Origin of the sequence: Saccharolobus shibatae B12 (assembly GCF_019175345.1) — an archaeon.
GTDB classification, from domain to species: Archaea; Thermoproteota; Thermoprotei_A; order Sulfolobales; family Sulfolobaceae; genus Saccharolobus; species Saccharolobus shibatae.
The window spans coordinates 2,171,443-2,188,773 of the sequence record NZ_CP077717.1; the positions used below are offsets into that span (position 1 = coordinate 2,171,443).

The following is a 17,331-nucleotide window of genomic DNA, read 5'->3' on the forward strand; positions in this document are numbered from 1 at the left end:
TATCACAACTTGAGGGAAAAACGTTAGTTACAGATACAACCAACTCTCTCTTAGTATTATGATACAGTTTATATAGTAACAAACTTTACAGAAAAAATACTTTTATTAGAAAAAAGTATACTATAACTCTAACCAACTATCTGGTAAGTCCTCTTCCTTTAACTCTCCTTTCTCCCACTTCTCCTTGATCTCCTCTAATTGCTGCTTCCTTTCCTCATATATGTCCATGATCATATCATATAAGTCCTTATCGACGTTCTTTAAGGAATCTAGAACCCCTGCTTCTACAAATATAGTCATCATTTCAACTGCAGTCTGTAATGAAGCGTGCCAGCCTATATCGGTCCTTTGTAAAAGATCCACTGGAACTGCCTTCCTATACACATCCATATTCTTAGACTCCTCTACAGCTTGTGGTCCCCAATCTGGGAAGGCATCGGGTTGGATCATATCTGGTGTAACTTGATTACCCGTTGTGATTACTGTTAATAAGACTCTTCTATAAGGAGCTAATACTTCCTTAGCTGATTGCAAACCAAATTTCACAGCGTACTCTCTTAATACCATTATCAAACCAGCGATTTCATTATTAAATGGACATCTCATTGAGCAAGTGTAGCATTGTACACAAGCCCAAACCTTCTTATTAACGAACTCCCATATCTTGTCCACTTCATTCCTCATCATGTACTGTATCATTTCCCTAGGACCGAAATCGTAGAATTTTGCCGCGGGGCAGCTTGAGGTACAAACGCCGCAGTTCAAACACCCTCTTAAATACTCGTCATATCTGAAATCACTCTTAACAGCTTCCCAGAACTTTATCGCTACTTCTCTATCCTCTGGTTTTAAATTGCTTAGTAAATTCCTCTCTTCCTCAGGTAGTGGTCCTTGAACATCATATGACATATCTAGAAATCTTGGATCGTCAGGAAGAGGAGGCAATATAGTCTTAGTAGCCATACCATTTCACAATTAAATAGAAGAATTAGATACTTATAAACTTTGTTAAAAAAGAATTCTAGCTTAACTTATTTCATTCTTTTAATTAATATCCTCGTTACTCCTCCTTGTTGTTGTATGTCAACTACTTGGTTTCCGGTTCTCCTAGCCCACGCTTCAATGTCTGGTTTCGCAGCTGGGTCTGTTGCAAGTATTTCCAAAACTTCACCAACATTTATCTGCTTAATTGCCTTTGCAGTTTCCAAAACTGGGCCTGGACAATACATTCCCCTAGCATCTAACGTCTTTGCAATCCTAACCTCTTGAGACATACCCTCTCACCTCAGATGAATAGAGTGGTTCCTCCTTCCGCTCTATCCAAAAATGTGGCGACACCAACTACATCATCTACGAACTCAGCTAGATCTTCTCTCTTTATTCCGAAGAACTCCATAGTGGTGGAGCATGCAAATACTTTAACTTCTCCAACCTCCTTAGCTTGTTGTACTAGTTGATGCCACATTGGGAACTTCATTTCCTGCATCTTTTGCATCATTACTGGACCCATTTGTTCGTAGTTCTTATCAATCTGAGGTGGCTGTTGACTATTCAAACTCCTTTTCGTGATTGCTTGTAACCCCCAAAATGTGAAGAACAAGTTAACTTCATATCCAGATGCTGCTGCACCTGATGTTAAAATTCCAACTGGCATTAACTTATCTATCGTACCAGAGAAGACTATTATTGATAATTTCTTCTTCTTTTCTTCGACCACTTTTTCACCATATTTATTTTTACGTTTAAGTTATTTAAGCTTTATCCTTTTCATTTATTTTAATTATTTCCTATTTTCCGCAACCTATTAGTAGAGAATAAAGGTTTAATAAAAAATTTAAGTAAGTTCTTTAAGAAGTTATAATTGGGAATAAAATATGGCTCAAGCTCAAACTCAGGGTCAAGAAGAAGAGCAAAAAAGGAAGATATTAATTGTAGTAACTCATGGTCCTGAGGATTTAGATAGGACGTATGCCCCATTATTTATGGCTTCAATAGCAGCTTCAATGGAATATGAGACTTCAGTGTTCTTTATGATAAAGGGACCAAAACTACTAGATAAGAAATGGCAAGAGGAGGAGAGGAAAAAGGGTGGGAATCCATTCATACACTTCTTCGATATGGCAAAGGACAATGGAGTTAAGATGTATGTTTGTGTACAAAGCCTAAAGGATATGTGCCATATGAAAGAAGATGATGTGATAGAAGGTATAGAACTAGTTGGAGGATCTACGTTAATAGATCTGACAATGGAAGCTGATAGGACATTATTCTTCTAAATGATCTAGCATGAAATATGATATAGTAGTGATTGGCGGCGGTACTGCTGGTTATGTTGCTGGAAGCATATTGGCGCGAAAAGGCAAGAAGGTACTAGTAATCGAAAAGGAGAAATTTGGCGGAGTTTGTGTAAACTTCGGTTGTGTGCCAAGTATTTTTCTTTTTGACGTAACCTTCTTATTAAATAGATTTAAAGAAATTGCGTACTATCTAGGCTTAGATGGTGAAATTGAATACAAGGATCTTCTTTTTAGTAAGAGAAATGAAATTATAAATTATTTATCAAATGCAGGTAGGAGGTTAATTGAGGATTCAGGTGGTAAGACTGAGTTAGGCGAGGCTGAAATAATTTCTCCTAGTGAAGTAAAGGTAAATGGGAGAATTGTTGAATTCGACAAGTTAATTATAGCTACCGGATCTAAACCAATGATACCGAATATTGATGGTATTGAAGATGCAATAAGTGAGGATGATGCGGTGAATTTGAATTCAATACCTTCTTCCATGGTAATAATTGGTGGAGGTTACGCAGGAGTTGAAATAGCTCAAATATATTCCAGATTAGGATCACAAGTTACCTTATTATCTAGAAGTGAAATTTTACCAACTTTTCCAGAGGATGTTAGGAGTGTTGTGAAAGATTCCTTAGAGTTCGATGGAGTAAATGTAGTGGAAAACACTAGAATAGTGAAGCTTCGTGATGGTAAAGTGATCACGGAGAAGGGTGAGATAGAGGGAAATGTGATAGTTTACGCTACTGGAAGAAGACCACAGCTCCCCAAGGGTATAGAGAAACTCGGATTAGAAATCAATGAATGTGGAATAATTGTTGACAAATATAAACAAATAAAGAATAATGTATATGCAATAGGTGATGTGATAGATAAGGAAAGGAAAACGGCACATTCGGCAATGTTCGATGCCTTGGTTGCGTCACTACATATCCTTAAGGAGACTACGTTTATTCCATCAGACAATTTTAAAATACCTGTAGTATTATACACCGATCCACAAGTAGGTGTTATAGGTGATCACAAAGAAGCTAAGAAGTTTTCAGTTTTCCCATTCGCTGCTACCACAAGGGCGATTATTAACGGAATAAAGGATGGCTACGTTAAAATAGGAATAAATGAGAGGAATGAGATAGTTTTTGGAGAAGTAATTGGTGACAAAGCTGAAGAATTAATCAATATTTTAACGTTAGTAGTAAATAACAGAATGAGAATAGAGAGTTTAGCGCTAATGCCTTTTGTTCATCCTTCATTATCTGAGGCCATAGTTAACGCAGCGAAGGGCTTTTTTGATTTAGATGTGGATAAATATAAGAGCAAGGATGGGAAAACTTGAGGAGTACTTAAGGAAGAAGGGATTTTCCCTATTTAATGAGGGGAAAAGGGAAAGGGTGATAATGGATGACTATGAGTTCTTTATTGAAAACTCAACCATATTTTTGCCGATTCCATTACCTACAGGTAAGGAGAGTTTAGATGATCTGATAGGAATGGGGACAAAGTATGCAAGAGCATCTAGGATCTCTCAAGGATTAGGAGCACCATTAGAATATGAATTGAATGGTACAACCATTTATATTATTAAAAGGTTTCAAAATAGAGAAGATTTAGAAAACTCAATTATTAAATCACTAGAAGGTATAGAAAGTTTGAGGTATTTCGTATGAGCTATGATTACGTTATTAAGGAGTATCTTAACGCGATTAAGAAGGGAGATATAATGATCCAGCAGTGTAATGGAGATGACTTATTTCATGAGTTTAAAAATTACGTCAAAGTGGAAACCCTAGATAATTGTAAAAAACCTCTTGTTATAGTTAAGAAGGGAGATAGGGTTTACTATACTTATTATGGTATTCCAATAGCAAATGAACTATGGCCATTTCTTAACTCGTTAGTAAGAATCTCTAATAACGTTGTTAACCTAGATGAAAAGGAGATGGAGTTGGCAAAGCAAGTGAGGGGAAACGTTAAATTATTTGTAACTCCAGATTGCACTAAATGTCCAATTACTGCGGAATTCTTATATCAAGTATCGCAAATAAATGAGAATGTTAAACTGGAGATCTACGATACTACAGAGTATGAGGAGGAAAGAGACAAATATAGGGTTTTGAGTGTACCAAAAATTATATTTAACGAAAAGGTGGAAATTCCAGGTGGATTCCCTTCAACTATGATACTCAAGATGATGCTAAAAGCTCTTCAATCTGAACTGCGTTAACTCCAAGTTCTTTCGCCTTGCCTATAACATCCTTATCCTCTGCTATAAGTAGTGCGTTTAGCTCCAAGGCAACCATAATTGCTTCAGATTCATATTGTGGTAGATCTCCTACCTTAGGAGGTTTGTGAGAAAAAGCTCTCACTATTACTCCATGATCTAGTGCATTATCAATATCAATACCATTCTTTATCGCAAAAGAAACTCCTAATGTTGTAATGACAAATTTATACTTCTTATTTGAACCCAGTATTTCTTTTAATTTTCCGAATGCACTTGGTGAGATAACTGCAAACATATTAAATATATATAAACATGCCGGATTAATTAATTTAGGGTATAGTAGTATGAGCATTTCAACAGTAGATCCACTTGAGGAAATATTAAAACCAGAAAACTTAAGTAAGTTATCTAAGATAGTCGACGCGTTACCCACAATAGAGAAATTAACTGATAAGATAACGGAGATGGATAAGAAAGGGCAAGTGGACTTCTTACTTTCATTATTTGACCAAACAGTTTCCATACTTGATGCGGTACAAAAAGCAGACCTAATAAACACACTCATATCCTTCGGAATGGACCAACTACCAAAAATACAAGCAATATGGCCAATACTAGAAAAACTAACAAGCGAAAGAGCTTTACAGTTATTATCACAGATAGACTTAGACTCTACACTTACAGCGTTAGAGAAGTTATCTCCCGTAATAAAGAAGTTAACAGATGAAAAAGCGTTAAAGGTACTTGATCAAATAGACTATGACTCTTTAATAGATAGTACTTCGAAGTTAGTGCCAGTTCTTTCCAAACTCGCAAATGAGAGGACTGTTAAGGCTATTGAAGCCTTAGATATTGATATGTTGCTTAACCTAGCTTCAAAGATGGCTCCTACACTAAATAAACTTGTGTCATTAATGGATCAGATGTCTAGCAAAGGTCAGGTTGACATGCTGGTTAACCTAATGGAACAAGGAATGTCACTACTTGATGCGGTACAAAAAGCAGACCTAATAAACACACTCATATCCTTCGGAATGGACCAACTACCAAAAATACAAGCAATATGGCCAATACTAGAAAAACTAACAAGCGAAAGAACCCTAAACTTAATACAAAGTTTGGACTTAGATTCAATGTTTAACGCATTAGAAGCCTTAACACCAATCATGAAACAACTAACAAGTGATAAGGCAATAAAGATCATTCAGCAATTTGATATTGCGTCTTCACTTGGCGCCTTAGAAGCAGCAATGCCATTATTAAAGAAACTAACGGATGAAAAGACTGTTAAGATAATATCGCAAATAGACGTTAACTCATTACTTATGTTAACAAATAAGTTAGTCGAAATGCAAAAGTCAGGTAGTTTAGATAGACTTATGCAACTATTAGAGATAATGTCTGATCCGCAATTCGTTAATGGATTAGTTATGGTCATGGACAAGTTCTCTAAGGCGTTCAAAGCTTGGGTTAATGATGTACCAAACGTAAGGCCAGTTGGAACTATGGGATTATTGAGAGTTACTAGCGATAAAGACGTTAGCTATGCTTTAGGATTGATGCTTGAATTGGCTAAAGAAGTAGGAAAGACTTTTAGATCTTGAAATAATTTTTTCTATTCTTTTTATCTCCTCTGTATTCTTAGAAAATGTAAGTGGTTCATAAGAAGTTCTTCTACCTATTAATCCCTCCAAGAATGAAATCATACTTAAGGCTGACATTGGGCCATATCCTCCTCCACCGTAAGCTATTACACTTGCATTAGTAGCCCTTTTTATTCTTCTTATTCTAAGACCTAATAGGTTATAGGAATTAGTTGTAAGTTCTAAGGATTTTAATTGGTCATCTTTATGACCATCTACCCCAGCTACGACTAGAATATAGGAAGGACTATAGACCTCTAATAAATCTAGAATTTCCAAACTCTTCTCAAAAACGTCATCGGTAGATCCTAAAGGCAAAGGGATATTTATATTATAACCTTTCCCCTTACCTTCCCCTATTTCATCAATCTTTCCAGTTCCAGGGAAAAAGTTGCCATCATATGCGTAAATATTCATCTTTAAAATTGGTTTATCGTATAGTATGAATTGCAGACCATTGCCATGATGTGCATCAATATCTACAATCGCAACCCTTTCACCATTTTCGAATAGTTTAAGAGCCGCTATTGCAACATCGTTAATTGGACAGAACCCTATTGCCTTATTAGGCATTGCATGATGAAATCCACCTAGGGGAATGTAGACGTAATCTAAGAATTTAGAATACTTTATGGAAGTAAATGAAGAACCTAATACTAGTAGGATGTCTTCAAACATCCCCGGATAATGAACTGTATCGCCTTGATCTAAAAATCCTATATAGGGAATCTTACTGCTCTCTTTTAATAAACTAACGTAATCCCTTATATGAACTGTCATTAAGTCTTCTTCAGTAGCGTATTCTGGTCTTATTTCTACAAAAGAGAGCTTTTCCCTAGCTAATTTGATGAAATCTCTTACTCTAGCCTTAGACATATCCCTAATCATGGGATGAGAGAACGAAATTTCAGTAAATCTTTGATCCCAAACGATTCCTAATGAACTCTGATATATCAATCTCATCACCTTCATTCACATTTATCTCGTTTAAAAAGAATCTGATCATGGGGTAACCATTATAAGACAGAACAACTTCCATAAACGCGAAACCACATATGGGCTTATTTGCAAGAACCTTGAATGAAGCGTCTTCCTCCCAATTTCTTAATAAGTTCTTCTTACCTTCAAACAAGAGGTAAGTTCTACGTTTAACCGCTAGATATCCTAAATTTAGGCCATAAAGTGATAATTGACCAGTGAATCCCCCAATGATTCCACCATAACAAGCGTAGGGTAAACTCGCATTCAATAATCCTCCACAACAACCTAATCCTCTAAGCTTTCCAGCTTCAGCAAAGTCCTTTATTATCACATCAAAAAACTCCTTATCTTTCTTGTACACTATACCAATTTTAGAATCTCTATAAGTTGAAATCGTTGGAAATCTTATTGTAATACCTTCAATGTGAGCGTGAGGAAAATCACCACCAGTATAAGGGGTTTGAAGAAATTCCCCTATTGTTTGCCCCTCTTTAACATATTCGCCTTTCTCCACCCATGGTAAGACGTGAAGGATCTTTATCCTCTTTCTATTTTCATTTTCAATTAAGATCATATAATCGTAATTTGTACTAGAAAACCTATTTGGCCGTCCTATCTCGAATCGTACTATATCTACGATCTCACCTTTAACCGGGGAGTAAAACAGTTTAAGATCAGGAGATGAGATATCTATTGCCTTTACCCTTACATGTGAAGGAAAACCGCTTGAAAAATAGCTTATTAGAGAGCCATCCTTTACGAACATATTTACCTTACTACTTTCTTTATTAATGACTCTAATCTAGAGGCTTTAATTGAACGTAAAGTCATTTCTCTATTTAGATACCAAGGAATATTCTTTAATACTCCCCCTGGCCGCTCATTGGAGTATGGCCTATTACAGCCTGGACATCCACTAGTCATAAATGCTGGGGCTAATTCGTCTAAGGTTATATCAGATGGCATTTCTATATCAATAAGCTCTCCCTTATCATCAAACTTGAACGCGTTGATATCAACAATATCGTTTTCAATTAACCATCTAGCTATTTGCATTCTCCTATAGACGTGAACTGGGACTGGTTTTTTCTTTTCCATTGGAGTTCCAGCTTCTGGGTAGAACGCAAAGAGTGAGATTTTAGCTCCCCTACTATGGGCATACCACATAAGCTTTACTGCATCTTCCTCAGTCTCACCTAATCCTATTATTAAGTGAATACCGGCGTTCTTTTTGCCAAATACTTCCACTGCCTCGTCTATTGCCTCTATATACCTCTTCCATGAGTGCATGCTTCTAGCCTTCTTACCTCTTAGTTCTTCGAACACTTTCTCATTAGCTGCATCTATTGCAACGTCAATCATATCAGCTCCTGCTTTCCTCATTCCAATCATGTGGTGTTTAAACGTATAAGTGGCTGTCACTAACTCCGAAATTTGTAGTTCAATTCCAGCCTCCCTAATCCTCCTCGTAATCTCTATGGCATCTGGTGAAGCCCTAGGATGAGCCAATTGACCTACACATATTCTCTGAAGACCGTATTCTGGGTTTCCTTGTCTTTCATAAATTCTCTTTAACACCTCATTTAAAGGTCTAAGTGGCCATTCTACCCTTATCAAGGTTTTACATTCTGGACCATTGGCAACTTCTCTAGCTTGGCCACAGTATGAGCAATTTGCTTTGCATCCATCTGGGTAATACTGCAACAGATTTATTGTAGTATTTAGAGCTCCCTTTAAAAACACCCCAGGAGAAAAACCTAGTACCATATCTGCTCCAAAACTTAGTCTTACCCAATCTGGACTTGAAACTAGACGTAGAGTCATGAGGTTATCACCTTAAATATATCAAAAACTACATTACCACAACAAGCATAACTTAAAAATATTTCCCTTTTACCTTTTGCATATTCATACGTTTCATCTTCTGGAAAAGCTATTGCGTCAATATCGTAATCCACAGCGAACTTTTCAACCTCGAGATACAATTTACCTCTAGGTCTTGCACAGCCCAAGTTTATCGGAATATTAGGAAAAGTATCCCTCGCAGTTTTTAGGGCAGCTATCATCTCCTCCGGAGTTGGGGGTCTGGAATTATTCATCTGTGTTCCAACCAATGGCATTAGACCAACAATTATTAGTGCGTCAGGATTAACTTCTTGAAGTAATCTTATTGACTCTAAGTCACCATCTAAGCCCTTTTTACTCAATCCTAATATTACATGAGGAACTATTTTTATACCGACCTTTTTTAGATATTTAAATGAGTTAAGATAATCATCTACAGTAAATGGCTGCCCTAAAATATCTCTGATCGCATCATTATCAGACACCATATCTAATAGTGCGATTTTTACACCACTCTCCTTAAATTTCATAGCTATTTCCTCATTTTTAACTACGCCAGTATGAGCTATTATTGTGAGTTTATCGGAATATCTTTTCAATAAGTTAGAATACTTCCATATCGGAACATCTCCTCTCAGCGTAGAACCACCAGATAGTATAATTCCCTCATCTCCTCTATTTACTGCTTCCATTACTTCCTTCTCAACTTTATCTTGAGTGGAACCATCAATCATTGATTCTAATACTCGCCTACCACAATGTTTACAGTTAAATGCACAATATGTCCCTGTGACTGATATGGACTTCCATCCCTTTCTAGAATCTAAAAAATCAGTCTCATACCTTTTTAAATTAGGAGCGTAAAGTAATAATGGCCTCATCTTACCGCCTCTTCTATTATTTTTATGAGATCATCAGCAGTTATTCCAATTGCTTTCACGTTATTAAACCACGTTTTGATTTCGTCTTCTAAATCCTCAACTCTACTCCATTTTAGCCTAGCTTCTAGATCATATATGGCATTTCTCGGTTCTATAAAGAAATCACCGGTTATTAGAACTGATTCTATCAGATTTTTACTAGCCATTTTGACTTGTACTTTAACTAGCCCACCTGGAAGTTTCTTTTCTACGTATCTTATATCATCTCCAATTAATGGTCGCCTTAAGTTGAATATCCACTCTGGGGATGAGTACTTTAACCCTAATTCATGTATTGTCTTCTTTTCAAATTCGTTGTAGTTTCCATCTACAAGTTTTATCCCCAATGCTTCCGCAAAGGAGTCTCTAGAGATTTTTATTAACTCTTCCATGTCAATTGGGCGTGTTAATTCCTTATTAATCCAAGTTAATCGATCTTTAAAATCTCTCGCTAATTTATCCTTAAGTTTTTCAGAAGATAATCTAAGAACTGAAACCATTGCTTCCGCATCGAAATCCAATAGAATCGTGCCGGTAACTGCTATATACTTGCCCTCAGAAAACGCTCCAATTCCAGAGATCTTCCTCCCATTTACCTCTACATCGTTCTTTGGTCTAAAAGATGCCTTTATATCCAACTTATCTAGTGCCCTAATGACACCTTCTGCGCCAATCTTTATTGCACTTTCTGGAGTGTATCCCAACAGATCATTGCTCGTGTAAATTTCCCAACCCAATTGCCATGGACCCATTATAATTGTACCTCCTCCAGTAGGTCTTCTACCTATCTCCCAGCCTCTTTTTTTCACTTCTTCTATATTCACTTCTTGCTCAACCGCTTGATGGTAACCTATAAGAACTGCTGGAGGATCAAATATTACAAATCGTAAAATTGGTTGGTAGCCGTTAGCCACTGATAAAAGAAGAGCCTCTTCACCTGCTAGTATATAAGCTTGATTATTTCTCTCAACTAAAAACCTTAATTCTCTCATTCCTAGATGCTTTAGTTAACTTAATATAAAAATATTTCTCCTAAATCTTCGAAAAACATTAAATTGACATAGACAAATTTAAAAGCTAAAAATACGAGTAAATATTATGGAGAACGAAGAGGAAGTCATAAGGGAAGTTTTACTTAAATATAAAAATGTAGCAACTGTTGGATTCTCTAAAGATCCATCTAAAGCAGCTTTTCAAGTGCCCAAGTTTTTGATGGATCATGGATATAACGTTATACCAGTAAATCCATCTGCGAGTGAAATATTAGGTAAAAAGTCTTATCCATCGATTCTCGACGTACCGGATAAGGTCGAAATCGTTGAGATATTTAGACCATCAAATGAGGTACCTAAAATTGTTGATCAAGTTTTGGAGAGAGTTAATAAGGTTGGTGACGTAAAGGTAATATGGATGCAGGAAGGTATTAGAAATGATGAGGCTGCGGAAAAGGCTAGAAAAGCAGGACTTATAGTTATTCAAGATAGGTGTATGTATAGGGAATACATGAAAAAAATATATAATGTAAATAATCCTCCCCCAGTATCATCCTTAAAAAATAGTTAAAGTTTTAATACTAGAAAAGATAAAATAAGTTTATGAGTTTAAAACTTTCAGAAAGCAAAGAGGCAATAAGATGTTGTTATAAAATATCAGATACTGATGTTGAGTGCCTATTTAAATTAGTTGAGCTTAACAGACCAATTTCCGCTGAAGAGCTAGCTTCCATAATGAAACTCAGTAAAACTACAGTTGAAAATAGTCTAAAGAAATTAATAGAAATAGGGTTGATAGTTAGGAATAAGGATGGAGAGGAAGGGAAGAGAATAGGGAGACCTAAATATCTATATGCGGTAATACATAATGCTGAGAGTAAAATAAAACAAGATTTAACTAACTGTGCTTCTAAGATACTGTCAGCAACCTCCAGTTAGTTCGATTTTTTTAGGCTTTTCAGAACTACTACTTTCTTTTTTAATATGCATAAAAAATATCTCATCTTGTTGTGAATCCTCAAGAACCTTGCAATTCATTAGCTTCATAGCCTCCAGCAGCATTTCCCTGCATTTGGGATCCTTATACCTAATCTTAAGTTCTCCATTCTCTATCTTCATGAGTTTTGCAACTACCTTCATGAAAGGCTCAGGGCATTCAAACGAAGTTAAATCCATTTCTTCAATCATACTCAAAGAATTAACGTTATAAAGATAAAAAATTTATTTTTAACAACATGAAGGTCATATGCCCAGTATGTAATAGGTTGTTTGAAGCTGAATGTACTCCCTATACTACTGACTATAATAGTATTAAGTACTATTTTGACACTGAAATATGTATGTTAGCCTTTTTAAGAGAACCGGATAGATTTGCCTTTAAATGTAAGAAAAACGAAGGTTAAAAACAAACTAATTTACTTTCCTTTCAATTCTTGTGGTATTGTGCTAGAGAATAAATCAGCACAGTATTTGAAATCATTCGAGATCTTCTCAGTAATTCTGTCCGCTTCTATGGGCTTATAGATATATCTTGGTCTTCCTCCCTTCGATGAAGAATCTTTTACCCTATCCACAAAGCCTAATGAAACTAATTTATTTACAGATCTATTTATTGAAGCCTTACTTAAATGAAGCATTTCAGCTAGTTCATCTTCAGTCTTCGGTCCACTGTTCAGTAATGTCTTTAACACTTGGAAGTCAGTATCTGAAATATCATAGCAGAAGTTCAGTGCATCTACTAATCCAACTTCTTTTCCAGATGGAAGCCTAACTCTTATATTCTCTACTTGCATATGAATATATCAGAAAAAACGTATATATAAATCTTTCCTTATTTTAGCAAAAAAAGTTAACGTGATTTTTTGGAAATTCTATGCCCACAAACCCTTATTCATATCCTCCAATTTAGTAGCCAACGCTATTTGAAAATACCTAAATACCTCTACACTAAATCGCAAAGCAGACTGATCATCCATTTGCTGAATCTTATTTAGTAAATCGCTTATAAATCTGGTCATATCATTCAACGTGCTCTTTTCCATTGTATACTGATCTAACTTTAGTATTTCAGCTATTTCATTTTTGTCCTTAGCTTGCTTTAGTTTCTTATAAATTTGAAGAACAACTCCCTCCCCATCTTTCCCAAAGAGAGCATCTTGGGGATTCCTTAACCATCTCGCATAAGTAGCAGCTAACTTCTTTGCCTCATTCTCAATCGACATATTCTTATATTTCATTCAGAAATTATAAACTTATTTAAAAACACTTTTCCTACCTTATAACTTTAAGTCTCTTAAGTGAGGATATAGCGTCTTCTAGATTAGCAGAATATAAGAATGGAGAGTATTTAGAACAGTCTTGATACCTCTTCACGCAAATAACTTTTATTCTAGAATCGAAAAACCTTGCAGATAGTAAATCTAAGGGGGATGATGCTAAAGTTACTATTTGTAAAGGATCCCATCTAGTGACCTCAATTAAAATCCTATACGGCTCTTTTGATGGTTTAGTTCTTCCTCTATTGGCTATGACATAACTGGGTTTCAAATTAATTCTCTCCAAAATGGTCTTTGTAGTAGTTTCATCATAGGGAGAGAGAATGGCTAATTCCACTTCTCTAATCTGATCATAGATTTTGAGCCAATCATCATTAATATCATAAGTGATAGGTAAACTAATCTTGTCTCCCTTGTAAATCTTGTAAAGTGAGCCAGTTAGATCTATTTTTAGAATAACTCCATCTAACCAAACTGCGAAATTAACCATAATTATGGTTTACTAAATAAAGTTTATAAGCTTAAAAATATGTCAAATATTTATGAAGATCTTAGGGTTTACCTTCCCTGATGATTTACTTTATGAACCGGAAAAACACGTGTGGGTAAGGATAGAAGATAATAATGTAATTAGTATAGGCGTTACTGATCTAGGACAATATATGGCTGGCAAAATATTTCAAGTTACAGCGAAACAGAAGGGCGAGAAAGTAAATGGAAGGAGTGTTTTATTCTCCATTGAGAGCGCTAAATGGATAGGTAAGTTTAGGTTGCCAATAGAGGGTGAAGTTTTTGACGTAAATGAAGAAGTAGTAAAAAATCCTTCATTAATTAATGAAAGACCTTATGATAGTTGGATAATTAGGATAAGGATAGAGGATGTCGATATTATAAAAAGAACTTTCAAACCAATTCAAGAAGCATACAAGCAATTTGAGGAGGAGGCAAAAAGAGTTGTTAGATGATAAGAAAATAGTGTTAAGCGCATTAGAGAAGGTGGATAAGTTTTACGTTTACTTGGCTGGAATAAATAATAATGAGATACTTCTGGTTACTACGTTGAACGTTCCTAATGAAGTTGAGATCGAGGGAAAGAAGTTCAAGGTAGTTACATATCAACCTGATGATTATTTAAATCAAGTAGTAGAAAAAGAGTATGAGATTTTTCGAAAATACAAGATATACTATTTTGTAAAGGCTTATATGAGAAAAATACTTGACACGCTTTCCTCTGCAGAAGTTGAACGAATGAGTATTGATATTAAAGATAATCTCTCATAAATTTAAGTTTATAGTAAAAAATTAAAGAAAGAAAAGAGAGTACACTAACAAAAGTCCACAAATATGTATATGTAAATAAGTTTATAAGTAGAGGGGCTATTATGGAGCCAACTATACCGCTAGATTGCCAAAAGAAGTTAGCAAATCCAGTTACACTACCGCTCCGCTCTTTTCCCCCAATTACAGCTACTGCTGTAGAACTCGTTGGCGTTATAACAAACCTGAAGAAACCTAAAGCCAATGCGTCAATACCTATGACAATTACGTTCTTCGTAAATGAAAAAATAAGTAACGAGAAACTATACAAGCTTATGAACAATAGAAATGTTCTCTTAACACCTAAAGATTTTATTATATATCCAGCTAGAATAGTAGAGAAAATTCCGGTTAATGCAGTGAGCGAGTATATTATACCTGCTACATATTCGTTTCTAACTACACCTAATAAATACTTATAAAGATATAGAACAAGTACCCAATATGTTAAATAGAATAGAAAACCTCCGACTGAAATATAAATGGAGTTTTTATCTCTAATTACGTCCTTAAACTTAATTACACTTTTCGTTAACTTCAATGAAGGAAGATAGAGGAGGGCCGAAATACCTAAAATTGTAGAAAGGGAACCTACAAAGTAGAATGAGGATTCCCAACTAAATGTTAAAGCTAAAAAGGGTATTATAATACCGGAAGCTACTATAGATAAGGGCCAAGCTATGCTGTAAATACTCATGGCAATTGGTAAATCTTTTCCATCAAAGGATATACTGAGTAGTTTCACCGTAATAGGATATATCCAACCAGCAGAAAATCCCATTAGAAAGCTTGCGAGATACTCTACCATAATAAGAGGAAAAGTAGCTGAGATAAACGACGTGATTGCTACACCTAATAAAGAGAGGAAAAGCAAGTGATTTGCAGAAATACGGTCCGCTAACATTCCAGAAGGAATTTGGACTAGAATATAACCTAGGAAGAAAAGTGCAAATATTATACTATCTTCAGTAGTTGTGGTTTTCAATGTGGAAAGAGGTGCTACAATACTCCAGGTTACTCTGGAAAAATACGAGAGGAAAAATGACGATGCGGAGATGAAAATTACCGCCTTACCTTTCATAACTTAAAAACATACTGGTAAGTTAAATAACCTTCTCGACTTACCACAGACTGAACAGAACATCATAGGATCTATTCTTTCTTTATTTACTATTCTCTCTGATAAAGAATTGATCATGTCACTAATCTCTCTATCTTCTCTAATTTTCTGAATTTTATCCATACTATCTTTCTTATGCCTCTCATATGCCGTTATTGACATATTAACAGATTTACAAGCCTCACGTAGTGATATACCCTTACTCAGTAAGCTCATTACTAACGTAACCTTCAAAGCTGGAACTACATTAACATATCCATCTTCACAAAATGTGGAGTAACGCATATATATTATCTCTTCGCAGAAACATTTAACAGCATTTATTATTAGCCTTTATAATTGACCATTAACAGTGTTTATCATAATAAGAAAGTCTTGGAGAAGATAATTGAAATACATTCATATACATTTGTGGGCAAATGTATATTTGGATATACACGACTTTTTTAAGTAAGTAAGCTAAATAGATATATGGTGAAAAAGAAATGGCTGAAAAAGTTAGGTTCCCCGATGGAAGAGAAGTAGATATACATGACTTCATAGCCTTCATGTATGGTCTATCTAAAAGTGATGTAGAGGTACTACACATATTATTACAAAATGGAAAGATGACCACTGACGACCTATCTCAAAAATTAAACGTGACTAAAGCTTCTATAAGTAAAGCTTTGAATAACTTACTTGACAAAGGTTTAATACAGAGAGAAAAGGCTCCAGCTGAAAAAGAGGAAAGGAAAGGGAGACCAAATTACATATATTGGGTAGAAAAAGAGAGGTTATACAGGAAATTAGAAACAGATCTAGAAAAACTTGCAGGTACAGTAAAGGACGCACTACAAAAACACACTGCATTAGAAATAGTCATTTAAACTTTTTCAATCAAACATTTTTATATGGCTGAATTCAGGTCTATAAGACAAATTTTGTCTATTCCTAACTTTGGTGTTTGTAGTCAGTGTGGGAAGGAAGTAGACTATGCCGAATTTATCTTAGTACATAAAAACAGGGCTTATCTATTTTGTTCTAAAGCATGTTTTAGAAAATGGTTAAGAGAAACTAGAGTACATTATGGCGATTAAGAAGTAGTTCCTTGCTCTTGCTTCTTCTCTTCCTTCTTAGTTTCCTCTTTCTTTGGCTTTTTAATTCTCTCTATACTGATTTCGAAGAAGTACTTTACTTGATCACCTTCACACTGCTTAGTCATTAAAGTTTCAGATTTACTCAATGGGGTGCACTTTACTTGATCTTCTCCTACTATCTCGTCAATAAACCTTCTTGCATTGACCAATTTTCTAAATTTCTTCTCTATGGTCACAGATTCTTTTCCGGGCTTTTCAATCTTAGCCTTCAGATTATACTTTACAACTTTCATATTTCATGCTAATCCATACAAAGTTATAAGTTTGATTACAAAATATATTTAGCATGTTGCCTGCATTAACTACGAGTGGAATAGTTTCAATAGTTATAGCATTTTTGTTAGGGTTGCTAATAGGTTTTCTAGTGAAAAAGATCATACAAATAGGCCTCATATTGCTTGCTATTGTTATAATACTGATCGCAGTTGGCTACATTACGCCTCAAGATGTGATAAACTTCTTACATACATTATCAGCAAGACTGCCTTATGTTATTTCAAGTGCTGAGAACTTGAAATCAATAATTCCATATACCTCATTAACATTCATTATAGGATTCATAATAGGAATAATAAAAGGGTAATTT

28 protein-coding genes are annotated in these 17,331 nt (G+C 35.2%); 12 read left to right on the forward strand and 16 right to left on the reverse strand.

The window, feature by feature from the left end; genetic code table 11:
* Nucleotides 1-120 precede the first annotated feature (120 nt).
* The 3 genes from J5U23_RS11320 to J5U23_RS11330 all read right to left on the reverse strand — a co-directional run bounded on the left by J5U23_RS11320 (nucleotide 121) and on the right by J5U23_RS11330 (nucleotide 1,717).
* On the reverse strand, nucleotides 121-963 hold the full coding sequence (locus J5U23_RS11320) for a 4Fe-4S dicluster domain-containing protein (RefSeq protein ID WP_218266222.1): 843 nt from the start codon (nucleotides 961-963) through the stop codon (nucleotides 121-123).
* Between the two features lie 68 nt (nucleotides 964-1,031).
* Nucleotides 1,032-1,274 (reverse strand): sulfurtransferase TusA family protein, encoded by a 243-nt coding sequence (locus J5U23_RS11325; RefSeq protein WP_009989047.1) that lies wholly within the window; start codon nucleotides 1,272-1,274, stop codon nucleotides 1,032-1,034.
* 11 nt (nucleotides 1,275-1,285) lie between these two features.
* On the reverse strand, nucleotides 1,286-1,717 hold the full coding sequence (locus J5U23_RS11330) for a DsrE/DsrF/DrsH-like family protein (protein ID WP_012711127.1): 432 nt from the start codon (nucleotides 1,715-1,717) through the stop codon (nucleotides 1,286-1,288).
* A gap of 157 nt (nucleotides 1,718-1,874) precedes the next feature.
* Here J5U23_RS11330 and J5U23_RS11335 point away from each other — a divergent pair, with 157 nt between their 5' ends.
* The 4 genes from J5U23_RS11335 to J5U23_RS11350 are packed head-to-tail and all read left to right on the forward strand — an operon-like array spanning nucleotide 1,875 to nucleotide 4,512.
* Nucleotides 1,875-2,276, forward strand: coding sequence for a DsrE family protein (locus J5U23_RS11335; RefSeq protein WP_218266223.1), 402 nt, complete (start codon nucleotides 1,875-1,877; stop codon nucleotides 2,274-2,276).
* Nucleotides 2,277-2,286: 10 nt separating this feature from the next.
* Nucleotides 2,287-3,624 (forward strand): dihydrolipoyl dehydrogenase family protein, encoded by a 1,338-nt coding sequence (locus J5U23_RS11340; RefSeq protein ID WP_218266224.1) that lies wholly within the window; start codon nucleotides 2,287-2,289, stop codon nucleotides 3,622-3,624.
* Nucleotides 3,587-3,955, forward strand: a complete 369-nt coding sequence (locus J5U23_RS11345) for a hypothetical protein (RefSeq protein ID WP_218266225.1) — start codon at nucleotides 3,587-3,589, stop codon at nucleotides 3,953-3,955. The genes J5U23_RS11340 and J5U23_RS11345 overlap by 38 nt, the downstream gene beginning before the upstream one ends.
* Nucleotides 3,952-4,512, forward strand: a complete 561-nt coding sequence (locus J5U23_RS11350; protein WP_218266226.1) for a thioredoxin family protein — start codon at nucleotides 3,952-3,954, stop codon at nucleotides 4,510-4,512. Before J5U23_RS11345 ends, J5U23_RS11350 begins: the two co-directional genes overlap by 4 nt.
* On the opposite strand, the gene J5U23_RS11355 is transcribed toward J5U23_RS11350, so the two are convergent.
* On the reverse strand, nucleotides 4,472-4,864 hold the full coding sequence (locus tag J5U23_RS11355; protein ID WP_218260793.1) for a PIN domain-containing protein: 393 nt from the start codon (nucleotides 4,862-4,864) through the stop codon (nucleotides 4,472-4,474). The genes J5U23_RS11350 and J5U23_RS11355 overlap by 41 nt on opposite strands.
* Here J5U23_RS11355 and J5U23_RS11360 point away from each other — a divergent pair.
* Complete coding sequence (locus J5U23_RS11360) at nucleotides 4,857-6,116, forward strand: DUF1641 domain-containing protein (protein WP_218266227.1); 1,260 nt, start codon at nucleotides 4,857-4,859, stop codon at nucleotides 6,114-6,116. The two genes, J5U23_RS11355 and J5U23_RS11360, sit on opposite strands and share 8 nt — an antisense overlap.
* Here the strand turns inward: J5U23_RS11360 and J5U23_RS11365 are convergent.
* From J5U23_RS11365 to J5U23_RS11385, 5 genes are read right to left on the reverse strand one after another with little or no spacing between them, the layout of a single operon-like run.
* Entirely contained in the window at nucleotides 6,063-7,118 is a 1,056-nt protein-coding gene (locus tag J5U23_RS11365; RefSeq protein WP_218267543.1) for a histone deacetylase family protein, read from the reverse strand. The genes J5U23_RS11360 and J5U23_RS11365 overlap by 54 nt on opposite strands.
* A complete protein-coding gene (locus J5U23_RS11370) occupies nucleotides 7,063-7,902 on the reverse strand; it encodes a M23 family metallopeptidase (protein WP_218260795.1) in 840 nt (279 codons plus the stop codon). Before J5U23_RS11370 ends, J5U23_RS11365 begins: the two co-directional genes overlap by 56 nt.
* 2 nt (nucleotides 7,903-7,904) lie before the next feature.
* Entirely contained in the window at nucleotides 7,905-8,960 is a 1,056-nt protein-coding gene (locus J5U23_RS11375) for a radical SAM protein (protein WP_218260796.1), read from the reverse strand.
* Complete coding sequence (locus J5U23_RS11380) at nucleotides 8,957-9,862, reverse strand: radical SAM protein (protein WP_218258321.1); 906 nt, start codon at nucleotides 9,860-9,862, stop codon at nucleotides 8,957-8,959. Before J5U23_RS11380 ends, J5U23_RS11375 begins: the two co-directional genes overlap by 4 nt.
* On the reverse strand, nucleotides 9,859-10,893 hold the full coding sequence (locus J5U23_RS11385) for a lipoyl protein ligase domain-containing protein (RefSeq protein ID WP_218266228.1): 1,035 nt from the start codon (nucleotides 10,891-10,893) through the stop codon (nucleotides 9,859-9,861). Before J5U23_RS11385 ends, J5U23_RS11380 begins: the two co-directional genes overlap by 4 nt.
* Nucleotides 10,894-10,999: 106 nt before the next feature.
* Between J5U23_RS11385 and J5U23_RS11390 the strand changes: the two genes are divergently transcribed.
* The gene (locus J5U23_RS11390; RefSeq protein WP_012711139.1) at nucleotides 11,000-11,464 is read left to right on the forward strand and encodes a CoA-binding protein; all 465 of its coding nucleotides are present in this window, start codon (nucleotides 11,000-11,002) and stop codon (nucleotides 11,462-11,464) included.
* Between the two features lie 32 nt (nucleotides 11,465-11,496).
* Entirely contained in the window at nucleotides 11,497-11,832 is a 336-nt protein-coding gene (locus tag J5U23_RS11395; RefSeq protein ID WP_218266229.1) for a helix-turn-helix domain-containing protein, read from the forward strand.
* Here the strand turns inward: J5U23_RS11395 and J5U23_RS11400 are convergent.
* The gene (locus J5U23_RS11400) at nucleotides 11,815-12,081 is read right to left on the reverse strand and encodes a sulfurtransferase TusA family protein (protein WP_218266230.1); all 267 of its coding nucleotides are present in this window, start codon (nucleotides 12,079-12,081) and stop codon (nucleotides 11,815-11,817) included. The two genes, J5U23_RS11395 and J5U23_RS11400, sit on opposite strands and share 18 nt — an antisense overlap.
* A gap of 47 nt (nucleotides 12,082-12,128) precedes the next feature.
* On the opposite strand from J5U23_RS11400, the gene J5U23_RS11405 reads away from it, so the two are divergent.
* Nucleotides 12,129-12,296, forward strand: a complete 168-nt coding sequence (locus J5U23_RS11405; RefSeq protein WP_218258324.1) for a YHS domain-containing protein — start codon at nucleotides 12,129-12,131, stop codon at nucleotides 12,294-12,296.
* A gap of 12 nt (nucleotides 12,297-12,308) precedes the next feature.
* Here the strand turns inward: J5U23_RS11405 and lrs14 are convergent, their stop codons facing one another.
* From lrs14 to J5U23_RS11420, 3 genes are all read right to left on the reverse strand, one after another.
* Nucleotides 12,309-12,686, reverse strand: coding sequence for an HTH-type transcriptional regulator Lrs14 (gene lrs14 / locus J5U23_RS11410; RefSeq protein ID WP_218266231.1), 378 nt, complete (start codon nucleotides 12,684-12,686; stop codon nucleotides 12,309-12,311).
* A 78-nt stretch (nucleotides 12,687-12,764) separates the two neighbouring features.
* Nucleotides 12,765-13,130, reverse strand: a complete 366-nt coding sequence (locus J5U23_RS11415; RefSeq protein WP_218266232.1) for a hypothetical protein — start codon at nucleotides 13,128-13,130, stop codon at nucleotides 12,765-12,767.
* 34 nt (nucleotides 13,131-13,164) lie between these two features.
* Nucleotides 13,165-13,659: an HAD family hydrolase gene (locus J5U23_RS11420; RefSeq protein ID WP_218266233.1), complete on the reverse strand. Its 495-nt coding sequence runs from the start codon at nucleotides 13,657-13,659 to the stop codon at nucleotides 13,165-13,167.
* A 52-nt stretch (nucleotides 13,660-13,711) separates the two neighbouring features.
* Here J5U23_RS11420 and J5U23_RS11425 point away from each other — a divergent pair, with 52 nt between their 5' ends.
* Nucleotides 13,712-14,134 (forward strand): glycine cleavage system protein H, encoded by a 423-nt coding sequence (locus J5U23_RS11425; RefSeq protein ID WP_218258327.1) that lies wholly within the window; start codon nucleotides 13,712-13,714, stop codon nucleotides 14,132-14,134.
* Nucleotides 14,124-14,450 (forward strand): hypothetical protein, encoded by a 327-nt coding sequence (locus J5U23_RS11430; RefSeq protein ID WP_218258328.1) that lies wholly within the window; start codon nucleotides 14,124-14,126, stop codon nucleotides 14,448-14,450. The genes J5U23_RS11425 and J5U23_RS11430 overlap by 11 nt, the downstream gene beginning before the upstream one ends.
* Here the strand turns inward: J5U23_RS11430 and J5U23_RS11435 are convergent.
* Entirely contained in the window at nucleotides 14,431-15,567 is a 1,137-nt protein-coding gene (locus tag J5U23_RS11435; protein ID WP_218266234.1) for an MFS transporter, read from the reverse strand. The two genes, J5U23_RS11430 and J5U23_RS11435, sit on opposite strands and share 20 nt — an antisense overlap.
* Nucleotides 15,568-15,570: 3 nt before the next feature.
* Nucleotides 15,571-15,891: a hypothetical protein gene (locus J5U23_RS11440; protein ID WP_218266235.1), complete on the reverse strand. Its 321-nt coding sequence runs from the start codon at nucleotides 15,889-15,891 to the stop codon at nucleotides 15,571-15,573.
* A gap of 200 nt (nucleotides 15,892-16,091) precedes the next feature.
* Between J5U23_RS11440 and J5U23_RS11445 the strand changes: the two genes are divergently transcribed.
* Complete coding sequence (locus J5U23_RS11445) at nucleotides 16,092-16,475, forward strand: helix-turn-helix domain-containing protein (RefSeq protein WP_218258331.1); 384 nt, start codon at nucleotides 16,092-16,094, stop codon at nucleotides 16,473-16,475.
* A gap of 206 nt (nucleotides 16,476-16,681) precedes the next feature.
* Here J5U23_RS11445 and J5U23_RS11455 read toward each other — a convergent pair whose 3' ends face one another.
* On the reverse strand, nucleotides 16,682-16,978 hold the full coding sequence (locus tag J5U23_RS11455; RefSeq protein ID WP_218266236.1) for a hypothetical protein: 297 nt from the start codon (nucleotides 16,976-16,978) through the stop codon (nucleotides 16,682-16,684).
* Between the two features lie 53 nt (nucleotides 16,979-17,031).
* Here J5U23_RS11455 and J5U23_RS11460 point away from each other — a divergent pair, with 53 nt between their 5' ends.
* Nucleotides 17,032-17,328, forward strand: coding sequence for a hypothetical protein (locus J5U23_RS11460; protein ID WP_218258334.1), 297 nt, complete (start codon nucleotides 17,032-17,034; stop codon nucleotides 17,326-17,328).
* Nucleotides 17,329-17,331 lie beyond the last annotated feature (3 nt).